Source organism: Streptomyces xanthophaeus (assembly GCF_030440515.1).
Classification (GTDB): Bacteria; Actinomycetota; Actinomycetes; order Streptomycetales; family Streptomycetaceae; genus Streptomyces; species Streptomyces kutzneri.
Genome location: NZ_CP076543.1, coordinates 2,945,621 through 2,965,980, shown reverse-complemented (window position 1 = coordinate 2,965,980; position 20,360 = coordinate 2,945,621). Strand labels below are relative to the sequence as shown.

Below are 20,360 nucleotides of genomic sequence, written 5' to 3'. Positions count from 1 at the left end.
CCGTGGGCCTTCACGTAACGTTGGGTTTACCGACGCGGGGTGGAGCAGCTCGGTAGCTCGCTGGGCTCATAACCCAGAGGTCGCAGGTTCAAATCCTGTCCCCGCTACTGAAGACTCAGGGCCCGGATCCAATGGATCCGGGCCCTGAGTCGTTCCCGATCGATTTCCGCCTGCAAGAAGGTGAACGCGCAAGGGCCCGGCCCCCTGAGGGGTCGGGCCCTTGCGCGTTCGTGTGCTCAGGCGGCCGCGCAGTTCGGGCAGACGCCGCGGTACGTCACCTCGACCGCCGACACGACGAAGCCGAAGCGTTCCGCGTCCGGCAGGTCGGCCAGCGGGTTGCCCGCCGGGTGCACGTCGCGGATCGCGCCGCACTGCGCGCAGACCAGGTGCTGGTGGGGCCGGTGCGCGTTCGGGTCGTACCGCTTGGCGCGGCGGTCCGTGGAGACCTCCAGCACCTCGCCGAGGGTGACGAGTTCGCCCAGGGTGTTGTAGACGGTCGCACGGGAGATCTCGGGCAGCTTGGCCACCGCGAGCGCGTGCACCTCGTCGGCCGTCAGGTGCACGTGGTCACCGTCGAGCACCTCGGCCACGACACGCCGCTGCGCCGTCATGCGCCAGCCGCGTCCGCGAAGTCGATCCAGCAGGTCACTCATAGACATCAGCCTAACAGTGAGGGGATTCGGTGTAACTCCCGAACCGGTGCGGACTTGGATGCTTACTTGACTTAGACAAAGTCCATCGTAGGATCGGTTACGGCAAACGCCAAGGACAGGACATGCAGGGATGACGCAGGAGGCGCACGTGACGCAGGGACCGCTCACCACGGAGGCCGGAGCGCCGGTCGCCGACAACCAGAACAGCGAGACCGCCGGCCTCGGCGGCCCCGTCCTGGTCCAGGACCAGCTGCTGCTCGAGAAGCTCGCGCACTTCAACCGCGAGCGCATCCCGGAGCGCGTGGTGCACGCCCGCGGCGCCGGTGCGTACGGCACCTTCACGCTGACCCGCGACGTCTCGCAGTGGACCCGGGCCAAGTTCCTGTCCGAGGTCGGCAAGGAGACCGAGACCTTCCTGCGCTTCTCCACCGTCGCCGGCAACCTCGGCAGCGCCGACGCGGTCCGCGACCCCCGCGGCTGGGCGCTGAAGTTCTACACCGAAGAGGGCAACTACGACCTCGTCGGCAACAACACCCCGGTGTTCTTCATCAAGGACGCCATCAAGTTCCCCGACTTCATCCACACCCAGAAGCGCGACCCGTACACGGGCTCGCAGGAGGCGGACAACGTCTGGGACTTCTGGGGTCTGTCGCCCGAGTCGACCCACCAGGTGACCTGGCTGTTCGGTGACCGCGGCATTCCGGCGTCCTACCGCCACATGAACGGCTACGGCTCGCACACGTTCCAGTGGAACAACGAGGCCGGCGAGGTCTTCTGGGTCAAGTACCACTTCAAGACCGACCAGGGCATCAAGAACCTCACCCAGGCCGAGGCCAACCGGCTCGCCGGTGAGGACCCCGACTCGCACCAGCGCGACCTGCGCGAGTCGATCGAGCGCGGTGACTTCCCGACCTGGACCGTGCAGGTCCAGATCATGCCCGCGGCCGAGGCCGCCCAGTACCGCTTCAACCCGTTCGACCTCACCAAGGTGTGGCCGCACGAGGACTACCCGCCGATCGAGATCGGCAAGCTGGAGCTCAACCGCAACCCGGAGAACGTCTTCGCCGAGGTCGAGCAGAGCATCTTCAGCCCGGCGCACTTCGTCCCCGGCATCGGTCCGTCCCCGGACAAGATGCTCCAGGGCCGCCTCTTCGGCTACGGCGACGCCCACCGCTACCGCGTCGGCATCAACGCCGACCACCTGCCGGTGAACCGCCCGCACGCCACCGAGGCGCGCACCAACTCCCGCGACGGCTACCTGTACGACGGCCGTCACAAGGGCGCGAAGAACTACGAGCCGAACAGCTTCGGCGGCCCGCACCAGACGGACCGCCCGCTGTGGCAGCCCATCGACGTGACCGGTGGCACGGGCAACCACGCCGCCGCCGTCCACAGCGAGGACAACGACTTCGTCCAGGCGGGCAACCTCTACCGCCTGTACTCGGAGGACGAGAAGTCGCGTCTGATCGAGAACCTGTCCGGCTTCATCGCCAAGGTCTCCCGCGACGACATCGTCGAGCGCGCGATCAACAACTTCCGCCAGGCGGACGGTGACTTCGGCAAGCGGCTCGAAGCCGCGGTCCAGGCCCTCCGCGGCTGACACGGAGCGCTTGCCGTAGCAGGACGCCGGGCCGCAGCCCTCCTCGGAGGACTGCGGCCCGGCGTCGTTTCACGCGGGGACCGTGCGCCGCGCCGGGACCCAGCAGCGGATGACGTCGCGTACGGACACGATGCCGACGGGTCCGCCGTGCTCCAGCACGATCAGGTGCCGGAAGCCGCCGTGGGCCATCGCCTCGGCGGCCTCCTGCACCGTGGCTTCCGGGGTGCAGAACACGACGTTGTTGGTGGTGTGCGCGCCCACGGACTCCCGGTCCGGGTCGTGGCCCGCGCCGATCGAGTTGAGGATGTCGCGCTCGGTCAGGATGCCGATTCCGCTGTGGTCGGGGTCGAGGACGACGGCCGCGCCGACGCGCCGGCCGGACATCAGGCAGGCCGCCTGCCGGAGGGTGTGTGCGGGTCCGAGGGTGAGGATCACGGTGCTCATGGCGTCACGGACGAGCATGAAGAGAGCCACCTCCTGGGGTGAGTCCCCCCGCCTGGGTGGGTGCGTCCGGGGAACCGCCTCTAGAGAAACGGTTCACAAGCGCACAAGCGTGGGGAGTATCAGATTCCCATGGACCCGCAGGGCCGACAAGAAGGCGCGCAACGGAGCGCGGACAGCGCTCGGAGGGCTCAGGAGCGCGGGCGGAGCAGGTCCAGCATCTCCTCGTGGAGCAGTCCGTTCGAGGCCGCCGCGTTCCCGCCGTGCACCCCGTCCACGCCGTCCAGGCTGGTGAAGCGGCCGCCCGCCTCCTGGACCACGACCGCGATGGCCGCCATGTCCCAGAGGTTGAGTTCGGGCTCGGCACACAGGTCCAGCGAGCCCTCCGCGACCATCATGTACGGCCAGAAGTCCCCGTAGCCGCGGGTCCGCCAGCACGCCCGGGTCAGGTCCAGGAACCCTGCCAGCCGTCCCTGCTCCTCCCAGCCGCTCAGCGAGGAGTACGCGAACGAGGCGTCGGCCAGCCCGCCCACCTTGGACACGCCGATGGCGCCGGTCTCGCCGAGCGCGCCGCCCGCGTACGCGCCCCCGCCCCTGGTCGCCCACCAGCGGCGGCCCAGCGCCGGCGCGGACACCACACCGACCACCGGGCGGAACTCGCCGTCGGTGTCCTCGGCCATCAGGGAGATCAGGGTCGCCCAGACGGGGACCCCGCGCACGTAGTTCTTCGTGCCGTCGATCGGGTCCACCACCCAGCGGCGCGGACCGCTGCCCTTGAGCCCGTACTCCTCGCCCAGGATGGCGTCGTCCGGCCGCGCGGCCGCGATACCGGCCCGGATGATCTCCTCGGCCGCCTTGTCCGCCTCGCTCACCGGGGTCATGTCCGGCTTCGTCTCGACCTGCAGGTCGAGGGCGCGGAAGCGCTCCATCGTGGCGGCGTCCGCCGCGTCGGCGAGTTCGAGGGCAAGGCGCAGGTCATCGTCATACTCGGGCATGCCCGAACAGTATCGAGACTCCCGGAGCCCGGCCAACGCCGTCCACAGTGCGGCCCCGATGCGCCCTTGACAGGATCTGGCGGCCCGTCAACTCTGGCCGGAGAGAGCCGAACGGGGAGGCGCGGATGCCGGCAGCCCGGGAGTCCTTGCTGGAGGCGGCGGGAGCGGCGCTCTCGGCGCGCCCCTGGCCGGACGTGCGGATGGTCGACGTGGCCGCGGCCGCCGGGGTGTCCCGGCAGACCCTCTACAACGAGTTCGGCGGCAAGGCGGGCCTGGGCCGCGCGCTGGTCCGCCGCGAGGCCGACCGCTACCTCGACGGGGTCGACCGGGCCCTGTCCGCCCCGGCCCAGGCCGCCGAGCGGCTCGCCGCCGTCGCGGAGTGGACCGTACGGGCGGCCCGCGCCCAGCCCCTGGTACGGGCCCTGCTGACCGGCGCCTGGGACGCGGGCCTGCCCGCGGCGGGCGGCCGGGCGCCCGGGCCCGGCGAGCTGGCCCGGGCCGTCCGGGACCGGGCGGCCGCCGCGCTGACGCCGGGGGAGGGCCCGCAGCGCTGCGAACTCGCCGTACGCCTCGCCCTCTCCTACGTGATCGCCCCGGGGGAGGAGCCGGGGCCGGGCGAGCTGCGCAGGCTGCTCAGTGCGCCGACCCGGACAACTGGAGCCCGATGACGCCGAGGATGACCAGCGAGATCGAGACGAGTTTGAGGGTGGAGACCAGGTCGCCGAGGAAGACCATGCCGTAGATCGCCGTCCCGGCCGCGCCGATGCCCGTCCACACCGCGTACGCCGGCCCCACGTCCAGCTTCTTGAGCGCAAGGGTCAGCAGACCGAAACTGCCGAGCGCGAAGCAGGCGAAGGCGACGGTCGGCCCCAGCCGGGTGAATCCGTGGGAGAGCTTGAGGCAGACCGCGAAACCGGTCTCCAGGAGTCCCGCGACCACGACCAGCAGCCACGCCATGTCGAATGCCTCCCCGCGTCAGGTGACATCGCGTCACTTGGTGCGATTATGCATTTATCCAGACAGGGCCTCCGACAAACGCGGCCGAACCACCGCCGGACGGTCAGTCGCCCTCGCGCCGCTCGCGCGTCTCCAGCAGCCGGCGCAGCGAATACAGCCGGGCGGGGTCCGCGTGCCCGTCCTCCACCCACTTGTCGAGCGCGCAGTCCGGCTCGTCGTGGCTGCATGCGCGCGGGCACTCCTCGGTGCCCGGAACCAGCTCGGGGAAGGCCAGGATCACCCGGGACGGGTCCACGTGGTGCAGCCCGAAGGAGCGGACGCCCGGGGTGTCGATGACCCAGCCGTCGGCGCCCGGCAGCGGCAGCGCGAGCGCGGAGGTGGTGGTGTGCCGGCCGCGGCCGGTCACCGCGTTGACCACTCCGGTGGCACGCTGGCGGCCCTCGGCGACCAGCGAGTTCACCAGGGTGGTCTTGCCGACGCCCGAGTGGCCGACGAAGGCGGTGATCCGGCCGTTGAGGTGCTCGCGCACCCGGTCGGCCGCGTCGCCCGCCGCGAGCTCCTCGCGGTTGGTCACCACGTACTTCAGGCCGAAGGTCGAGTAGATCTCCAGGATCTTGTCCGCGGAGGTCAGGTCGGACTTGGTGAGCACCAGCAGCGGCTCCAGCCCGGCGTCGTACGCCGCCACCAGACAGCGGTCGATCATCCGGGGCCGCGGCTCCGGATCGGCCAGGGCCGTGACGATGGCCAGCTGGTCGGCGTTGGCGACGACCACCCGCTCGTACGGGTCGTCGTCGTCGGCGGTGCGCCGCAGGACGGACTTGCGCTCCTCGATCCGCACGATGCGGGCCAGGGTGTCCTTCTTGCCGGACAGGTCACCGACGATCCAGACGCGGTCGCCGACCACCGCGGCCTTGCGGCCCAGTTCGCGGGCCTTCATCGCGTGCACGGAACGGCCCTCGACCAGGCAGGTCAGCCGGCCACGGTCCACGGTGAGGACGAAGCCCTCGGCCGCGTCCTCGTGCTTGGGCCGGATGCTGGTCCGCGGCCGGTTGCCCTTGGGGTTCGGGCGCTGGCGGATGTCGTCCTCGTCGGTGTGCTTGCCGTACCTGCGCATGACGGGCCCTACGCTCCCGCACCCGCTCCGGGTGCCCCGGAGTCACCGGCGTCCCCGGCGAGCATGTCGGTCCACATCTTCGGGAAGTCCGGCAGGGTCTTCGCGGTCGTCGCCACGTTCTCGATCTGTACGCCCTCCACCGCCAGGCCGATCACCGCGCCCGCGGTGGCCATCCGGTGGTCGTCGTACGTGTGGAACACGCCGCCGTGCATCCGGCGCGGCCGGATGCGCAGGCCGTCGGCGGTCTCGGTGACATCGCCGCCGAGCGCGTTGATCTCCTTGGTCAGCGCGGCCAGCCGGTCCGTCTCGTGCAGCCGCAGGTGCGCGACACCGCGCAGCACCGACTCGGAGTCGGCCAGCGCGGCCACGGCCGCGATGCCCGGGGTGAGCTCGCCGACCTCGCTCAGGTCCACGTCGATGCCGTGGATCTTGCCGGTGCCGGTGAAGACCAGGCCCGCGTCGGTCAGCTCGCAGGAGCCGCCCATCTCGGTGAAGATCCGGCGCAGCGCGTCGCCCGGCTGCGTGGTGCGGTGCGGCCAGTCCGGAACGGTGACCGTGCCGCCGGTGATCAGGGCAGCGGCCAGGAAGGGCTGTGCGTTGGAGAGGTCCGGCTCCACGACCATGTCGCGGCCCAGCAGCGCGCCGGGCGAGACCCGCCAGACGTCCTTCTCGCCGCCGGCCTCGGGGGTGTCGACCTGGGCGCCCGCCGCGCGCAGCATCTCCACGGTCATCCGGATGTGCGGCATCGACGGCAGGTTCCCGCCCACGTGCCGGACCTCGACGCCCTGGTTGAAGCGCGGGGCGGAGAGCAGCAGCGCGGAGACGAACTGCGAGGAGTTGCTGGCGTCGATCTCGACCGCGCCGCCCTCCAGGGCCCCGCCGCCCAGGACGGTCATGGGCAGCGCGCCCCGGCCGTCGTCGTCGATGCGGGCGCCGAGGGTGCGCAGGGCGCTGATGACCTGGCCCAGCGGGCGCTCGTAGGAGCGCGGGTCGCCGTCGAAGCGGATGTCGCCGTCGGCGAGGGTGGCGACGGGCGGCAGGAAGCGCATGACCGTGCCCGCGTTGCCGACGTCCACGGTCGTCGGGCCGTGCAGGGCCGCCGGGATGATCCGCCAGGCCTCGCCGCCCACTGCGCCGTTGGTGGAACGGGCCGAGCTGGACGAGACGGTCTCCTCGATGCCCACGCCCATGGCACGCAGCGCGTCGGACATCAGCTGGGAGTCGCGCGAGCGCAGCGGGCGGCGCACCCAGCCGGGCTCGGAGGCGAGCGCGGCGAGCACGAGGGCCCGGTTGGTGACCGATTTGGACCCCGGCACCGTGACGGTGGCGTGGACGGTCCCATCGGCGAGCGGAGCGGGCCAGAGGGCAGGGAGCGCGGGGGTCTCGGTCATGGCCCCCACTTTAGTGGCTTCCCCCGATGCCAGATCTTGATCCCGGTCCCGTCTCAGGGAGCGGTCACAGGGCGAGCAGCCAGCGGGCGCCGCCGATCAGCGAACACAGCGCGACGACGTGGAAGAAGAGCAGCCACACCACCGGGTGCAGGTGCGTGAGCCGGCCGAGCTGGTCGGCGTCGGAATCGGGTGCCCCGCCGCCCCGTCGCTTGGCCCCCAGCTCGAAGACCGGCCGGACCCCGCCGAGCAGCAGGAACCACACCACCAGGTACGCGAAACCGGCCTGCACCCCGGCCGGGGCCAGCCAGGACACCAGCACGAAGGTTCCGCCGGTCAGGACCACCGTCAGGGCACCGTACGCGTTGCGGATCATCACCAGCATCGCCAGCAGCAGGGCGGTGGCCGCCCACAGCAGCAGCGTGATCCGGTGCGCCGACAGCAGGGCCGCCCCGCCGAGGCCGAGCAGCGAGGGCGCCGTGTAGCCGCCGGCCGCGGTCAGGATCATCCCCAGCCCCGTCGGCTTGCCCCGGCTGACGGTGACCCCGCTGGTGTCGGAGTGCAGGCGTATCCCGCTCAGCCGGCGCCCGGTGAGCAGCGCCAGCAGTCCGTGCCCGCCCTCGTGCGCGATGGTGATGGCGTTGCGCGACAGCCGCCACAGCGGGCGGGGCCCCACGGCCGCCAGCGCGACCACGCCGGTCGCGATCACCAGCCACTGGTCCGGTGCGGTCTGTATGCCCGTGAGCCGGTCCCAGAGACCGGCCGTCGTGCTGCTGTCCATGAGGTGGCGGACTCCTTGCGGTGGTGTACAGGTGGCATGGCAGTGTGACAGCCATGTGCGGACGGTATGCGGCGAGTCGTAGGCCCGAGGACCTCGTGGAGGCCTTCGGCATCGAGAGGTGGGACCCGGAGGAGGCTCTGGCCCCCGATTTCAACGTGGCGCCGACGAAAGAGGTCCACGTGGTCCTCGACCGTCCCCTCAAAGACGCCTCGCACCCGCGTCCGGTTCGCCAGCTGCGCGTCCTGAAGTGGGGGCTGGTCCCCTCCTGGGCCCAGAACCCCGACGGCGCCGCCCGGATGATCAACGCCCGGTCCGAGACCCTGCACGAGAAGCCCTCCTTCCGCCGGCCCTTCGCGCAGCGCCGCTGCATCGTCCCCGCCGACGGCTACTACGAGTGGGTCACCGCCCACGACGAGCGGCAGCTGGAGGTGGAGGGCAAGAAGAAGCGGACCCGCAAGCAGCCCTACTTCGTGCTCCCCTCCGACGGCTCCGTCTTCGCCATGGCCGGGATATACGAGTTCTGGCGCGACCGGACCCTGCCCGACGAGCACCCGCTCTCCTGGTGGGTCACCTGCTCGGTGATCACCACGGAGGCCGAGACCGGCCCCCTGGGCGTGGCCCCCGCCGAAGGGCCGCGCTCGCTCGCCGACATCCACCCGCGGATGCCGCTGATGCTGACCCCGGACCGCTGGGACGCCTGGCTGGACCCGGCGAACACCGACACCGAGGGCTCGCTGCGGGAGCTGCTGGCCCCGCCGCCCGGCGGGCTGATGCGGGCCTACCCGGTGTCGACGGCGGTGAGCAGCGTGCGCAACAACGGCCCGGAGCTGCTGACCGAGCTGGCCGCGCCGGAGGAGGGCACCCTCTTCTGACCCGGGCAGGATGGGACGCATGACCACGCGTACCGAGAGTGTCGACACCCCGGCGGGCGAGGCCCGCATCACCTGGCACCGGGCGCCGGAGCCCAGGCTCGTGCTCGCCGTGAGCCACGGCGCCGGCGGCGGCATCGAAGCCCGGGACCTCCAGGCGCTGGCCGCCGCCCTGCCCGCCCGCGGGATCACGGTGGCCCTGGTCGAACAGCCCTGGCGGGTCGCAGGGAAGAAGGTCGCCGCCGCGCCCAAGGTGCTGGACGAGGGGTGGCACGGGCTGTGGCCGGCGCTCGTGGAGCCCGGGCTGCCGGTGGTCGCGGGCGGGCGCAGCGCCGGGGCCCGGGTGGCCTGCCGGACCGCCGCCGCGCTGGGGGCCGCCGGGGTGCTGGCGCTGGCCTTCCCGCTGCACCCGCCGGGCCGGCCGGAGAAGTCCCGCGCCGAGGAGCTCTCGGGGGCAGGCCGGCCCGCCCTCGTGGTCCAGGGCGGCCGGGACCCCTTCGGGCGGCCCGAGGAGTTCCCGCCGCCGGCCGGGCAGGACCCGTACGAGCTCGTGGAGGTGGCGTACGCCGATCACGGCTTCGCGGTGCCGAAGAAGGCGGACACCACCCAGGAGGAGGCGCTCTCGACGATCACCGAGGCGGTGGGGGAGTGGCTCGCGCGGCTTCCCGTGTGAGGCCCGACGGCCGCGTCCCGGAGAAGGCCGAAAACCCCCGGGCGCCCGGGAATGCGCCGCCGGCCCCTTCTGTTGTCTCGGATGTCGGAACGTAGGGGAACTCGTCGGAGGAGAGGGAGCGCATGACCCAGGTCATCAGCCAGAACCGTCGGCAGGCCGCTGACCTGGACTGGACCGTGCTGCCCGCGCCCAAGCGCAGCTCGCTTCGGGCGGCGGAGGGCCGGGAAGGTCGACTATTCTCCGATTCGAGCGGGTCCGCTTTCGGAGCCGCCACGCTGTCGGAGGAGGTGGGTCCTGTCGCTGGGACCGACGAAGGCCACGCGGAGGAGACGACCCTGGAGCGCAATGCGCGCTTCGAACGGGACGCCCTCGGCTACCTCGACCAGATGTACTCGGCCGCGCTGCGCATGACGCGCAATCCGGCCGACGCCGAGGACCTGGTCCAGGAGACGTACGCGAAGGCGTACGCGTCCTTCCACCAGTTCCGCGAGGGCACCAACCTGAAGGCGTGGCTCTACCGCATTCTGACGAACACGTTCATCAACTCCTACCGCAAGAAGCAGCGTGAGCCGCAGCGCAGCGCGGCGGAGGAGATCGAGGACTGGCAGCTGGCGCGCGCCGAGTCGCACATGTCGACCGGACTGCGTTCGGCCGAGTCGCAGGCGCTCGACCACCTGCCGGATTCGGACGTGAAGGAAGCCCTGCAGGCCATTCCGGAGGAGTTCCGCATCGCGGTCTATCTTGCCGACGTAGAGGGCTTTGCGTACAAGGAGATCGCGGACATCATGGGTACACCCATCGGTACGGTCATGTCCCGACTGCACCGTGGCCGCCGTCAACTCCGCGGAATGCTGGAGGACTATGCCCGTGAGCGCGGGCTGGTTCCCGCGGGCGCGGGAGAGTCGAACGACCGGAAAGGCTCGGACTCATGAGTTGCGGAGAGCCGCACGAGACAGAGTGCTCTGAGGTCCTGGACCACCTGTACGAGTTCCTTGACCAGGAGATGCCGGACAGTGACTGCACCAAGTTCGAGACGCATTTCGGCGAGTGCAATCCCTGCCTGGAGAAGTACGGCCTCGAACAGGCCGTGAAGAAGCTGGTGAAGCGCTGCTGCGGGTCGGACGACGTGCCGACCGACCTGCGGTCGAAGGTGATGGGCCGGATCGAACTGATCAGGTCCGGTCAGGCGGTGCCCGACCACGATGTCACCGCCGACAATCCCGCGCCCGGCTGACCCGCGCCGTTCACCGGCCGGACGATTGAACAGCCGCCCCCGGAAGAGCACTTCCTTCACCCGAATGTGCTAATCCGGGGGCGTCCGCATGGCCCAATGCGGAAATGTGGCCCACCCCGCTCCGGGCCCCACCTATTCTCCCCATTCGGTGCTGGTTCGATTCGGCACCCGGTGTGCACGGCACAGGGGAGGAGAGCGCCATGCGGGCACTTCCGCCGGGGGCGCGCGGATACATCCTGTGCGCCGTCCTCGCGGCCGTCGCGTGCGTCACCCCCGCCCTCACGGATTCCGCTACGCCCTGGACGGCAGTGGCCCTGCTCACCGCGCTCTACCTCGGCTGCGAACTCGTCAAGGTCTGCCCGCCGCCGGGCAGCCGTGTGCCCGAGGGCATCGGCCCCTTCTTCCCCGTGGTGCTCGCCGCCGTCTTCCTGCTGCCGCCCGCCGCCGCCGCGCTCGTGGCGCTGCCCGGGGGACTCGCGGGCACCGTCGTCGAGCGGCCCGCCCGGGTGCGCCGCGTCTGGCACGGCGCCCAGCAGGCGATCGCGGCCTGGGTCGCGGGGCAGGCCTACGGGCTGCTGCGCGGCCCGGCCACCCTCGGCGGCGGCCCCTCCGCCGGCTCCGGGCCCCCCGCAGGGCCGGCCGACTTCCCCTACGTCCTGCTTCCCGCGACGGCCGCGGCCGTCGCCTTCTGCCTGGTGCTCAGCGCCCTCGACGGCGGCATCCTGGCCACCGCCGAACGCCGCCCGGCCGCCACCGCCTGGCGCGGACTCGCGGCCTCCTCCCTCGCCCCGCACTGCGCCCACGGCCTCGCGGGCCTGATGATGGCCGTCATGTGGCGCAGCCCCTACGGGCCCCCGGCCGCGCTGCTCGTCCTGCTGCCGATGTACATCTCCTGCTGGGTCTTCGCCCAGTACCACCGCGAGCGCGCCGCCCACCAGGCGACCATCCGCGCCCTCGTCCAGGCCGTCGACATCAAGGACCGCTACACGCGCGGCCACAGCGAACGGGTCGGCCAGGCCTCCACGATGATCGCCCGGGAGCTGGGCATGACCGAGGACCGCCTGGAGACGGTCCGCATCGCCGGGATCCTGCACGACGTGGGCAAACTCGGCGTCCCCACCCGGCTGCTGCGCAAGGACGGGCCGCTCACCCCGCAGGAGCGCCGGATCATCGAGCTGCACCCCGAGTACGGGCACGAGATGGTGCGCGGCATCGGCTTCCTCGGTGAGGCCCGGTCCGCGATCCTGCACCACCACGAGCGGGTCGACGGCTCCGGCTATCCGTACGGGCTGACCGGCGAGCAGATCCCGGTACTGGCCCGGGTGGTGGCGGTGGCCGACGCCTTCGACGCGATGACCTCGACCCGCTCGTACAGCCGGGCCCGGCCGGTGCCGGTCGCCCTCGCGGAGCTGGAACGGTGTGCGGGGGCGCAGTTCGACCCGTCGATGGTGCGGGCGCTGGTCGACGCGATCGGCCGGACCGGCTGGCACCCGGTGGTGACCTCCGACGAGGACCTCCAGGTGATCCCGGCGCGTGCGGCCGCGCCGGAGCCGGGGCCGGAGCCGGGGCCGGGGCTGAGGCCGGGGCCGGAGCCGGACCCCGCGGCCCTGGCCGGGCTGCCGGACCAGGGCTCCCGCCCCCTCGCCCCGGCCCCGCCCTCACCGGGCAGGGTCCCCGCCGTTCCCGGCCCGGCCGGCGGCCCCGGCCCGGACGCGGACGGCGCCGGGGCGGGCGGATGAGGGCCCCGGCCGCGTGGACCGTGCGGGGGGCCGCCGGGGTGCTCACCGGCGCCGCGCTCGGCCACACCCTGTGGAACGGCGTCGCCGAGCCCGGCGCCGCCCTGGCCTTCGCCACCCTGATCACCGTCGGGGAGCTCGCCCGCCGGGACCGCCAGAACCCCCTCGGCCGCCGCCCCGCCCCGCTCGGCTCCGCCGGAGCCCTCGCCTACGCCCTGCTCGGCCAGAACGCCGGGCAGCCCACCCACCACGGGGTGCTCCAGACCGTCGCGGTCGTCGTCGCGGCCGTCCTCGCCGGGATCGTCCCGCACATCGCCCGCGGCCGCGGCCCCGCCCTCGACCACCTCTCCCGCCGGGTGCTCACGGTCGCCTTCGCCGCCGCCTGTTTCCAGCCGCTCTACAACTCGGGCCGGCTGGAGCAGTGGGTGGGCCAGGGCCCGTACCTCGTCGGCTTCCTGCTCTTCCTCCTCGGCCTCACCGCCCTGTGCGACGCCGTGCTCGCCGCCGCGCTCGCCGGGGCCGGCACCGGCCGGCCGTACGGTCCGCTGCTGCACGACGAACTGCGCGCCCAGCTCGGCATCGGCTCGGCGATCTGCGCCACCGGGGTCGTGACGGCGCTCGGCGCGGCCGTCGCGGGCCTGTGGGCCCTGCCCGTCCTCAGCGTGCCCCTGCTGCTGACCCAGCTGTCCTTCCACCGGATCACCGCGATCCGCACCACCTACCGCCAGACCATCACCTCCCTGGCCCGCGCCACCGAGATCGCCGGCTGCACGCGGCCGGGCCACTCCCGCCGGGTGGCCGCCCTGAGCTGCGCCGTCGGCCGGGAGCTGGGTCTGTCGGAGCGGGAGCTGACGGTGCTGGAGTACGCCGCCCTGATGCACGACATCGGCCAGCTCTCCCTCGTCGACCCGGTCCCGGACGGGGCCACGGCCGGACTGCCCGACGGCGAGGCCCGCCGGATCGCCGAGCTGGGCGGGGAAGTGGCCCGGCAGACCGGGGTGCCCGCCGAGGTCGCCGTGGTGGTGGAGCGGCAGGCGGATCCGTACCGGGAGCAGCCCACGGCGGCCCGGATCGTGCGTACGGTGAATGCGTACGACGATCTGGTCGGCGGGAACCGTCACCCGGGTGGCTCACTGGCCGCCCTGGAGCGGCTCCGCCTGGGTACCGGGCATGATTACCAGCCGGAGGTCGTGGAGTGCCTGGCAAGGGTTCTGGCCAGGGGCGGACGTCACAGAGTGGTGCCCGTCCCACCGGGGTAACCCATGGGTAATGAGCGGCCGTCCGAGTGGGCATGGTTGGATGCCAGTAAGAGGGAAAGCAGGAGTGTCCGCAAGGCTGCACCGTTGTCCCCCAGCGACCGCTGGGAGGTGCCCCCAGGCAGGCGGGAATCGTGAGGATCTTCGGGAAGGTACGGCATCGGCCCTCCGCCTCGTGGCGGCAGGCCACCGACCGCGCGTTCACGCTGATCGGCGACGGGCGGTACGAGGACGCGGGCGCGCTCCTGACCAGAGCGGCGGACCTGGAGCCCTGGCTGTCCGAGTCCTGGTTCAATCTGGCGCTGCTGCACAAGTTCCGGCACGACTGGGAGCAGGCGCGGGCCGCCGGGCTGCGCGCCGTGGCCCTGCTGGACCGTGAGACGGGCGCCCCGGACTGGTGGAACGTGGGGATCGCCGCCACCGCGCTGCAGGACTGGCCCCTGGCCCGGCGGGCCTGGCAGGCGTACGGGCTGAAGGTGCCCGGGGACGCGGCCGGAGCGGGCGAGCCGGTCGGCATGGAGCTCGGCAGCGCCGCCGTGCGGCTCTCGCCCGAGGGCGAGGCCGAGGTGGTCTGGGGCCGTCGGCTGGACCCGGCCCGGCTGGAGGTCCTGTCGATCCCGCTGCCCTCGTCGGGGCGGCGCTGGGGCGAGGTCGTCCTCCACGACGGCGTCCCGCACGGCGAGCGGGTGACCGCGGCCGGGCCCTCGTACCCCGTGTTCGACGAGATCGAGCTGTGGGCGCCCTCCCCGGTACCGACCTGGGTGGTGCTGCTGGAGGCGGCCACCGAGGCGGACCGCGACGCGCTGGAGCAGCTGGCCTCGGACGCCGGATTCGCCGCCGAGGACTGGTCCTCGTCGGTGCGGCTGCTGTGCCGGACCTGTTCGGAGAGCGAGATGCCGAGCGACGAGGGCGACGGTGAGCAGCACCTCGATCCGCACGACCACAGCGAGCCGGGCCACCCCGGACCGCTCGGGCACCGTACGGCCGGCTCGGGCTCCCTGTGGGTCCCCGAGCGCGAATGCGGGATCGCGGCACCGGCCGGTCTGGTGCGCGGACTGCTCGACGGCTGGGTCGCGGACAGCCCGGGTACCAGGGAGTGGCGGGATCTCGAAGAAGTCTGCTGACCCGGGGCCGTAGGCTGTACCGGCACATCGGTGGCCACCACGGCCATCGGTGACCGGGACTTACGGAAGGCGTACGGCGGACATGGCGCAGCAGGAGAACGAGGTTGTCGAGAGCGTGAACGACGGGTACGTCGTGGACACCGAGGACTGTGAGGCGCGCGAGCTCGCCCACCGTCAGCGCGGCACGGCCCGTCCGATCACCGTGGTCGGCAACCCGGTCCTGCACCGGGAGTGCAAGGACGTCACCGAGTTCGGCGACGAGCTGGCGCAGCTGATCGACGACATGTTCGCCAGCCAGAAGGCCGCCGAGGGCGTGGGCCTGGCCGCGAACCAGATCGGCGTGGACGCCAAGGTCTTCGTCTACGACTGCCCGGACGACGACGGCAAGCGGCACACCGGTGTCGTCGTCAACCCGAAGCTGATCGAACTGCCGGCCGGCGCGCGGGTGCTGGACGACTCGAACGAGGGCTGCCTGTCGGTCCCGACGGCGTACGCCTCGCTGGCCCGCCCGGACTACGCCGAGGTCGAGGGCCAGGACGCGCAGGGCAACCCGATCAAGGTGCGCGGCACCGGCTACTTCGCCCGCTGCCTGCAGCACGAGACCGACCACCTGTACGGCTACCTCTACATCGACCGCCTCTCGAAGCGGGACCGCAAGGACGCCCTGCGCCAGATGGAAGAGGGCACCCCGCGCTACGAGACGGTCCCCAACGCCTGATCGTGAAGTGACGTTCTAGGCGGCCTGCGGGCCCCGGAAGGCGCGCCGGAAGGAGTTCGGCGTGGTGCCCAGGGTCCGCAGGAAGTGGTGGCGCAGGGCGGCCGCGTTGCCGAAGCCGCAGCGGCCGGCGATCGCGTCCACCGTCTCGCCGGTCGACTCCAGGAGCTCCTGCGCGAGCAGGACCCGCTGGCGCAGCACCCACTTGTACGGGGTGGTGCCGGTCTCCTGGAGGAAGCGGCGGGCGAAGGTCCGCGGGGACATGTGCGCGCGCTCCGCGAGCTGTTCGACGGTGATCTCCTCGCCCAGGTGGCGGGCCATCCACTCGATCACCTCGCCCACCGTGTCACAGGCCGTGCGCGGCAACGGCCGCTGGATGAACTGGGCCTGCCCGCCGTCCCGGTGCGGCGGGACGACCATCCTGCGCGCGATGATGTTGGCCACCTCGGCCCCGTGCTCCTGGCGGACCACGTGCAGGCACGCGTCGATGCCCGAGGCGGTGCCGGCAGCGGTGATCACCGAGCCCTCGTCGACGTAGAGCACGTCCGGGTCGACGACGGCCCGCGGGAAGCGGCGGGTCAGCGCCGCGGCGTGCATCCAGTGCGTGGTGCACCGGCGACCGTCCAGCAGTCCGGCGGCGCCGAGGATGTAGGCCCCGCTGCACACGCTGAGGACCCGCGCACCCCGGTCCACGGCCCGGCGCAGGGCCGCGAGGAGGGGCTCGGGGTAGATGCGTACGCCGGCGTCACTGGCGGCGGGCAGACAGACGAGGTCGGCCTCCTCCAGCCGCTCCAGTCCGTGCGCCGGGGTGATCCCGAAGGCGCCCCCGCCCACGCTCAGCGGCCCGTCCTCCGCCGCGCAGACGGCGAAGTCGTACACCGGTACGCCCATGTCACTGCGATCGATTCCGAACACCTCGCAGAAGATCCCCAGCTCGAAGGGGGCGACTCCGTCGACGAGGGCCACGGCCACATTGGTCAGCATGACTCCAGTGTGGCAGTAATTCGGTCTTCTATGACAGTACTGCCACTGTCGATCATGGGCGATCAGGCGGACAGTAGAGCTATGACCACCTTCGTGAACTACCTCGCCGTCCTCGCCCTCGCCGCCCTCGTGCTCGCGCCCAGCCTGTACGGGATCCTGCGCGACCGGCGGATCGACCAGCAGATCCGGGCCGTCGCGACCCGGCTGGTGTGGCTGCCCCGCCAGCGCGCGGGCGGCCTCCCGCCCACCCCGCGGCGGCGCGCCTTCCGGCCCGCCGCGCGGCGGTACTGGGGCCCCATCGCCCACTGAACACCGGGGAACGCGAGAAGCCGGGACACGGAAGTCTCCGCATCCCGGCTCCCCGGTCAAGCCCTCAAGCCCTCAAGCTCTGCAATACCTACGAGGCCTGCAAGGTCTCAGAAGTCCTCGTCCAGGTCGACCGTGCCCTCGACCGCGACCTGGTAGGCCGACGGACGGCGCTCGAAGAAGTTCGTCAGCTCCTGCACACCCTGCAGCTCCATGAAGGAGAACGGGTTCTGCGAGCCGTACACCGGCGGGAAGCCCAGACGGACCAGGCGCTGGTCCGCGACGCACTCCAGGTACTCGCGCATCGACTCGGTGTTCATCCCCGGCAGGCCGTCACCGCACAGGTCGCGGCCGAACTGCAGCTCCGCCTCCACGGCCTCCTTGAGCATGTCGGTGACCTGCTGCTGGAGGGCGTCGTCGAAGAGCTCCGGCTCCTCCTTGCGGACCGTGTCCACGACCTCGAAGGCGAAGTTCATGTGCATGGTCTCGTCGCGGAAGACCCAGTTGGTGCCGGTGGCCAGGCCGTGCAGCAGACCGCGCGAGCGGAACCAGTACACGTACGCGAAGGCGCCGTAGAAGAACAGGCCCTCGATGCACGCCGCGAAGCAGATCAGGTTCAGCAGGAAGCGGCGGCGGTCGGCGGCCGTCTCCAGCCGGTCGATCTTCTCGACCGAGTCCATCCACTTGAAGCAGAACTGAGCCTTCTCGCGGATGGAGGGGATCTCCTCGACCGCGTCGAAGGCCGCCGCGCGGTCGTCCGGGTCGGGCAGGTAGGTGTCGAGCAGCGTCAGATAGAACTGGACGTGCACGGCCTCCTCGAACAGCTGGCGCGACAGGTACAGGCGCGCCTCCGGGGAGTTGATGTGCTTGTAGAGCGTCAGCACCAGGTTGTTCGAGACGATCGAGTCGCCCGTGGCGAAGAACGCGACCAGCCGGCCGATCATGTGCTGCTCGGAGGGCGTCAGCTTCGCGAGGTCCGCGACGTCCGAGTGGAGGTCGACCTCCTCGACGGTCCAGGTGTTCTTGATCGCGTCCCGGTAGCGCTCGTAGAAGTCCGGGTAGCGCATCGGGCGGAGCGTGAGCTCGAAGCCCGGGTCCAGGAGGTTCTTCTGGTCGTTGGAGCTCATTACTGGCAGGCCTCGCAGGACTCGGGGTTCTCAAGGGAGCAGGCCAGCGCCTCGGCGTCGGCGACCGCCTGCGGCAGCTCGACGGGGGTGGCCGCCTGCGCGGCGCGGGCGATCTTCGTCGCCGGGCGCGAGCGCAGGTAGTAGGTGGTCTTCAGACCCTGCTTCCAGGCGTACGCGTACATCGAGCTGAGCTTGCCGATGGTGGGCGTCTCCAGGAACAGGTTCAGCGACTGCGACTGGTCCAGGAACGGCGTACGGGCCGCCGCCATGTCGATCAGACCGCGCTGCGGGATCTCCCACGCCGTGCGGTACAGCTCGCGGACCTCGGCCGGGATCCAGCTGAAGCCCTGGACCGAGCCGGAGGAGTCGCGCAGCGCCTCGCGGGTCTGGGCGTCCCACACGCCGAGCTGCTTCAGCTCCTCCACCAGGTAGCCGTTCACCTGGAGGAACTCACCGCTGAGCGTCTCACGCTTGAAGAGGTTGGAGACCTGCGGCTCGATGCACTCGTACACGCCGGCGATCGAGGCGATCGTGGCGGTCGGGGCGATGGCGAGGAGCAGGGAGTTGCGCATACCGGTCTCGGCGACGCGGGTGCGCAGCGCCTCCCAGCGCTCCGGCCAGTTCAGCTCGACGTCGTAGTGGTCCGGGTGCAGGACACCACGGGCGGTACGGGTCTGCTCCCAGGCCGGCAGCGGGCCGCTGCGCTCGGCGAGGTCGCAGGAGGCCTCGTACGCGGCCAGCATGATGCGCTCGGAGAGCTTGGTGGACAGGGCCTTCGCCTCGGGGGAGTCGAAGGGCAGCTTCAGCTTGAAGAAGACGTCCTGGAGGCCCATCGCGCCCAGGCCCACCGGACGCCAGCGGGCGTTGGAGCGGCCGGCCTGCTCGGTCGGGTAGAAGTTGATGTCCACCACGCGGTCGAGGAAGGTGACGGCGGTGCGGACGGTCTCGTCGATCCGCTCCCAGTCGATCTCCGGGCCGTCCGCCGTGTCGATGACGAATGCGCCCAGGTTGACCGAGCCGAGGTTGCAGACGGCCGTCTCGCCGTCGTTGGTGACCTCGATGATCTCGGTGCACAGGTTCGAGGAGTGCACGACCGTGCCCGGCTCGGCGGTCTGGTTCGCCGTGCGGTTGGAGGCGTCCTTGAAGGTCATCCAGCCCTGGCCGGTCTGCGCGAGGGTGCGCATCATCCGGCCGTACAGGTCGCGGGCGGGCATGGTCTTGCGGGCCAGGCCGTCCGCCTCGGCCTTGCGGTAGGCGGCGTCGAACGCGTCGCCCCACAGGTCGACCAGCTCGGGCACGTCGGCCGGGGAGAACAGCGACCAGTCGGCGTCGGCGTTCACGCGGCGCATGAACTCGTCCGGGACCCAGTGGGCGAGGTTCAGGTTGTGCGTACGGCGCTGGTCCTCACCGGTGTTGTCGCGGAGCTCCAGGAACTCCTCGATGTCCGCGTGCCAGGTCTCCAGGTAGACGGCGGCGGCGCCCTTGCGGCGGCCACCCTGGTTCACGGCGGCGACGGAGGCGTCGAGGGTCTTCAGGAACGGCACGATGCCGTTGGAGTGGCCGTTGGTGCCACGGATCAGCGAACCGCGGGCGCGGATGCGGGAGTACGAGAGGCCGATGCCGCCGGCGTGCTTGGAGAGGCGGGCGACCTGGTGGTAGCGGTCGTAGATCGAGTCGAGCTCGTCCAGCGGGGAGTCCAGCAGGTAGCAGGAGGACATCTGCGGGTGCCGGGTGCCGGAGTTGAAGAGCGTGGGGGAGGACGGCAGGTAGTCCAGGCGGCTCATCAGCCGGTACAGCGAGGCCACTTCCTCCACGGCCTGCACGCTGTCGTCGGCGGCCAGGCCGCAGGCCACGCGCAGCATGAAGTACTGCGGGGTCTCGATGACCTGACGGGTGATCGGGTGGCGCAGCAGGTAGCGGCTGTGCAGGGTGCGCAGGCCGAAGAAGCCGAAGCGGTCGTCGGCGCCCTCGGCGAGGGTCAGTTCGACGAGCGAGTCGAGCCGGCCCGCGTGGGTGCGGACGAACTCGGCCGTGCGGTCGGCGATGAGGCCCTCGCGGTGGCCGACCTCGACGGAGGCCGAGAAGGAGGTGGAGCCCTGGCTCGCGGCCTCGTCGCGCACGGCCAGCGTCAGCAGGCGGGCGGCGAGCCGGGAGTAGGCCGGGTCCTCGGAGATCAGACCGGCGGCGGCCTCCGTGGCCAGCCCGCGCAGTTCGGCGTCGTCGGCGGCGGAGCTGCGGCCGCGCAGCGCGGAGGCCGCGACCCGGCCGGGGTCGGTGTCGGGGAGGTCCGCCGTAAGTTCGGTGAGGGTACGCAGCAGCGTGGCCCCCGGGCCCTCGGTGTTGTCGCCAGAAACGGACTCGGCGCGCGGTGCGGAAGGCGCGATGGTCACGGCGGGAGCTCTCCCTC

At 71.8% G+C, this 20,360-nt stretch carries 21 protein-coding genes and 1 tRNA gene; 12 read left to right on the top strand and 10 right to left on the bottom strand.

What is annotated here, in order from left to right:
* Nucleotides 1-33: 33 nt before the first annotated feature.
* Nucleotides 34-107, top strand: a tRNA-Met gene (locus KO717_RS12620).
* Nucleotides 108-236: 129 nt separating this feature from the next.
* Here the strand turns inward: KO717_RS12620 and KO717_RS12615 are convergent.
* Nucleotides 237-653, bottom strand: coding sequence for a Fur family transcriptional regulator (locus KO717_RS12615; RefSeq protein WP_030010854.1), 417 nt, complete (start codon nt 651-653; stop codon nt 237-239).
* Between the two features lie 130 nt (nt 654-783).
* Between KO717_RS12615 and KO717_RS12610 the strand changes: the two genes are divergently transcribed.
* Nucleotides 784-2,253, top strand: coding sequence for a catalase (locus KO717_RS12610; RefSeq protein ID WP_301366567.1), 1,470 nt, complete (start codon nt 784-786; stop codon nt 2,251-2,253).
* Nucleotides 2,254-2,322: 69 nt separating this feature from the next.
* Here the strand turns inward: KO717_RS12610 and KO717_RS12605 are convergent, their stop codons facing one another.
* Together KO717_RS12605 and hisN are read right to left on the bottom strand one after the other, a co-directional pair.
* Nucleotides 2,323-2,715 (bottom strand): CBS domain-containing protein, encoded by a 393-nt coding sequence (locus KO717_RS12605; protein ID WP_030385946.1) that lies wholly within the window; start codon nt 2,713-2,715, stop codon nt 2,323-2,325.
* Between the two features lie 170 nt (nt 2,716-2,885).
* Complete coding sequence (gene hisN / locus KO717_RS12600) at nt 2,886-3,689, bottom strand: histidinol-phosphatase (RefSeq protein ID WP_301366564.1); 804 nt, start codon at nt 3,687-3,689, stop codon at nt 2,886-2,888.
* Between the two features lie 125 nt (nt 3,690-3,814).
* Here hisN and KO717_RS12595 point away from each other — a divergent pair, with 125 nt between their 5' ends.
* On the top strand, nt 3,815-4,357 hold the full coding sequence (locus KO717_RS12595) for a TetR/AcrR family transcriptional regulator (protein WP_301366562.1): 543 nt from the start codon (nt 3,815-3,817) through the stop codon (nt 4,355-4,357).
* On the opposite strand, the gene KO717_RS12590 is transcribed toward KO717_RS12595, so the two are convergent.
* The 4 genes from KO717_RS12590 to KO717_RS12575 all read right to left on the bottom strand — a co-directional run bounded on the left by KO717_RS12590 (nt 4,323) and on the right by KO717_RS12575 (nt 7,929).
* Entirely contained in the window at nt 4,323-4,646 is a 324-nt protein-coding gene (locus tag KO717_RS12590) for a DMT family transporter (RefSeq protein ID WP_301366561.1), read from the bottom strand. The two genes, KO717_RS12595 and KO717_RS12590, sit on opposite strands and share 35 nt — an antisense overlap.
* Before the next feature lie 103 nt (nt 4,647-4,749).
* Nucleotides 4,750-5,760, bottom strand: a complete 1,011-nt coding sequence (gene rsgA / locus KO717_RS12585) for a ribosome small subunit-dependent GTPase A (protein WP_301366560.1) — start codon at nt 5,758-5,760, stop codon at nt 4,750-4,752.
* An 8-nt stretch (nt 5,761-5,768) separates the two neighbouring features.
* Nucleotides 5,769-7,151, bottom strand: coding sequence for a 3-phosphoshikimate 1-carboxyvinyltransferase (gene aroA / locus KO717_RS12580; RefSeq protein WP_301366558.1), 1,383 nt, complete (start codon nt 7,149-7,151; stop codon nt 5,769-5,771).
* Nucleotides 7,152-7,215: 64 nt separating this feature from the next.
* Nucleotides 7,216-7,929: a M50 family metallopeptidase gene (locus tag KO717_RS12575; RefSeq protein WP_301366556.1), complete on the bottom strand. Its 714-nt coding sequence runs from the start codon at nt 7,927-7,929 to the stop codon at nt 7,216-7,218.
* A gap of 53 nt (nt 7,930-7,982) precedes the next feature.
* Between KO717_RS12575 and KO717_RS12570 the strand changes: the two genes are divergently transcribed.
* The 8 genes from KO717_RS12570 (at nt 7,983) to def (ending at nt 15,539) form a co-directional block, all read left to right on the top strand.
* Nucleotides 7,983-8,801: an SOS response-associated peptidase gene (locus KO717_RS12570; RefSeq protein WP_301366554.1), complete on the top strand. Its 819-nt coding sequence runs from the start codon at nt 7,983-7,985 to the stop codon at nt 8,799-8,801.
* A 19-nt stretch (nt 8,802-8,820) separates the two neighbouring features.
* Nucleotides 8,821-9,471 carry an alpha/beta hydrolase family protein gene (locus KO717_RS12565; RefSeq protein ID WP_301366552.1) on the top strand — a complete coding sequence of 217 codons (651 nt, stop codon included), beginning with the start codon at nt 8,821-8,823 and terminating at the stop codon, nt 9,469-9,471.
* Nucleotides 9,472-9,758: 287 nt separating this feature from the next.
* Complete coding sequence (locus KO717_RS12560; RefSeq protein ID WP_030012983.1) at nt 9,759-10,403, top strand: sigma-70 family RNA polymerase sigma factor; 645 nt, start codon at nt 9,759-9,761, stop codon at nt 10,401-10,403.
* The gene (gene rsrA, locus KO717_RS12555; protein ID WP_030012982.1) at nt 10,400-10,705 is read left to right on the top strand and encodes a mycothiol system anti-sigma-R factor; all 306 of its coding nucleotides are present in this window, start codon (nt 10,400-10,402) and stop codon (nt 10,703-10,705) included. Before KO717_RS12560 ends, rsrA begins: the two co-directional genes overlap by 4 nt.
* Before the next feature lie 200 nt (nt 10,706-10,905).
* Nucleotides 10,906-12,444, top strand: coding sequence for an HD-GYP domain-containing protein (locus tag KO717_RS12550; RefSeq protein ID WP_301366550.1), 1,539 nt, complete (start codon nt 10,906-10,908; stop codon nt 12,442-12,444).
* Nucleotides 12,441-13,700: an HD-GYP domain-containing protein gene (locus KO717_RS12545; RefSeq protein WP_301366548.1), complete on the top strand. Its 1,260-nt coding sequence runs from the start codon at nt 12,441-12,443 to the stop codon at nt 13,698-13,700. Before KO717_RS12550 ends, KO717_RS12545 begins: the two co-directional genes overlap by 4 nt.
* 131 nt (nt 13,701-13,831) lie before the next feature.
* On the top strand, nt 13,832-14,821 hold the full coding sequence (locus KO717_RS12540) for a tetratricopeptide repeat protein (RefSeq protein WP_030011692.1): 990 nt from the start codon (nt 13,832-13,834) through the stop codon (nt 14,819-14,821).
* An 82-nt stretch (nt 14,822-14,903) separates the two neighbouring features.
* Nucleotides 14,904-15,539 (top strand): peptide deformylase, encoded by a 636-nt coding sequence (gene def, locus KO717_RS12535; protein WP_266604740.1) that lies wholly within the window; start codon nt 14,904-14,906, stop codon nt 15,537-15,539.
* Nucleotides 15,540-15,554: 15 nt separating this feature from the next.
* On the opposite strand, the gene KO717_RS12530 is transcribed toward def, so the two are convergent.
* Entirely contained in the window at nt 15,555-16,520 is a 966-nt protein-coding gene (locus KO717_RS12530) for a helix-turn-helix domain-containing protein (RefSeq protein ID WP_301366545.1), read from the bottom strand.
* An 81-nt stretch (nt 16,521-16,601) separates the two neighbouring features.
* On the opposite strand from KO717_RS12530, the gene KO717_RS12525 reads away from it, so the two are divergent.
* Nucleotides 16,602-16,829, top strand: a complete 228-nt coding sequence (locus KO717_RS12525) for a hypothetical protein (RefSeq protein WP_301366543.1) — start codon at nt 16,602-16,604, stop codon at nt 16,827-16,829.
* Between the two features lie 107 nt (nt 16,830-16,936).
* On the opposite strand, the gene KO717_RS12520 is transcribed toward KO717_RS12525, so the two are convergent.
* Both KO717_RS12520 and KO717_RS12515 read right to left on the bottom strand, forming a co-directional pair.
* Nucleotides 16,937-17,953, bottom strand: coding sequence for a ribonucleotide-diphosphate reductase subunit beta (locus KO717_RS12520; protein WP_033218634.1), 1,017 nt, complete (start codon nt 17,951-17,953; stop codon nt 16,937-16,939).
* The gene (locus tag KO717_RS12515) at nt 17,953-20,343 is read right to left on the bottom strand and encodes a ribonucleoside-diphosphate reductase subunit alpha (protein ID WP_301366541.1); all 2,391 of its coding nucleotides are present in this window, start codon (nt 20,341-20,343) and stop codon (nt 17,953-17,955) included. Before KO717_RS12515 ends, KO717_RS12520 begins: the two co-directional genes overlap by 1 nt.
* Nucleotides 20,344-20,360 lie beyond the last annotated feature (17 nt).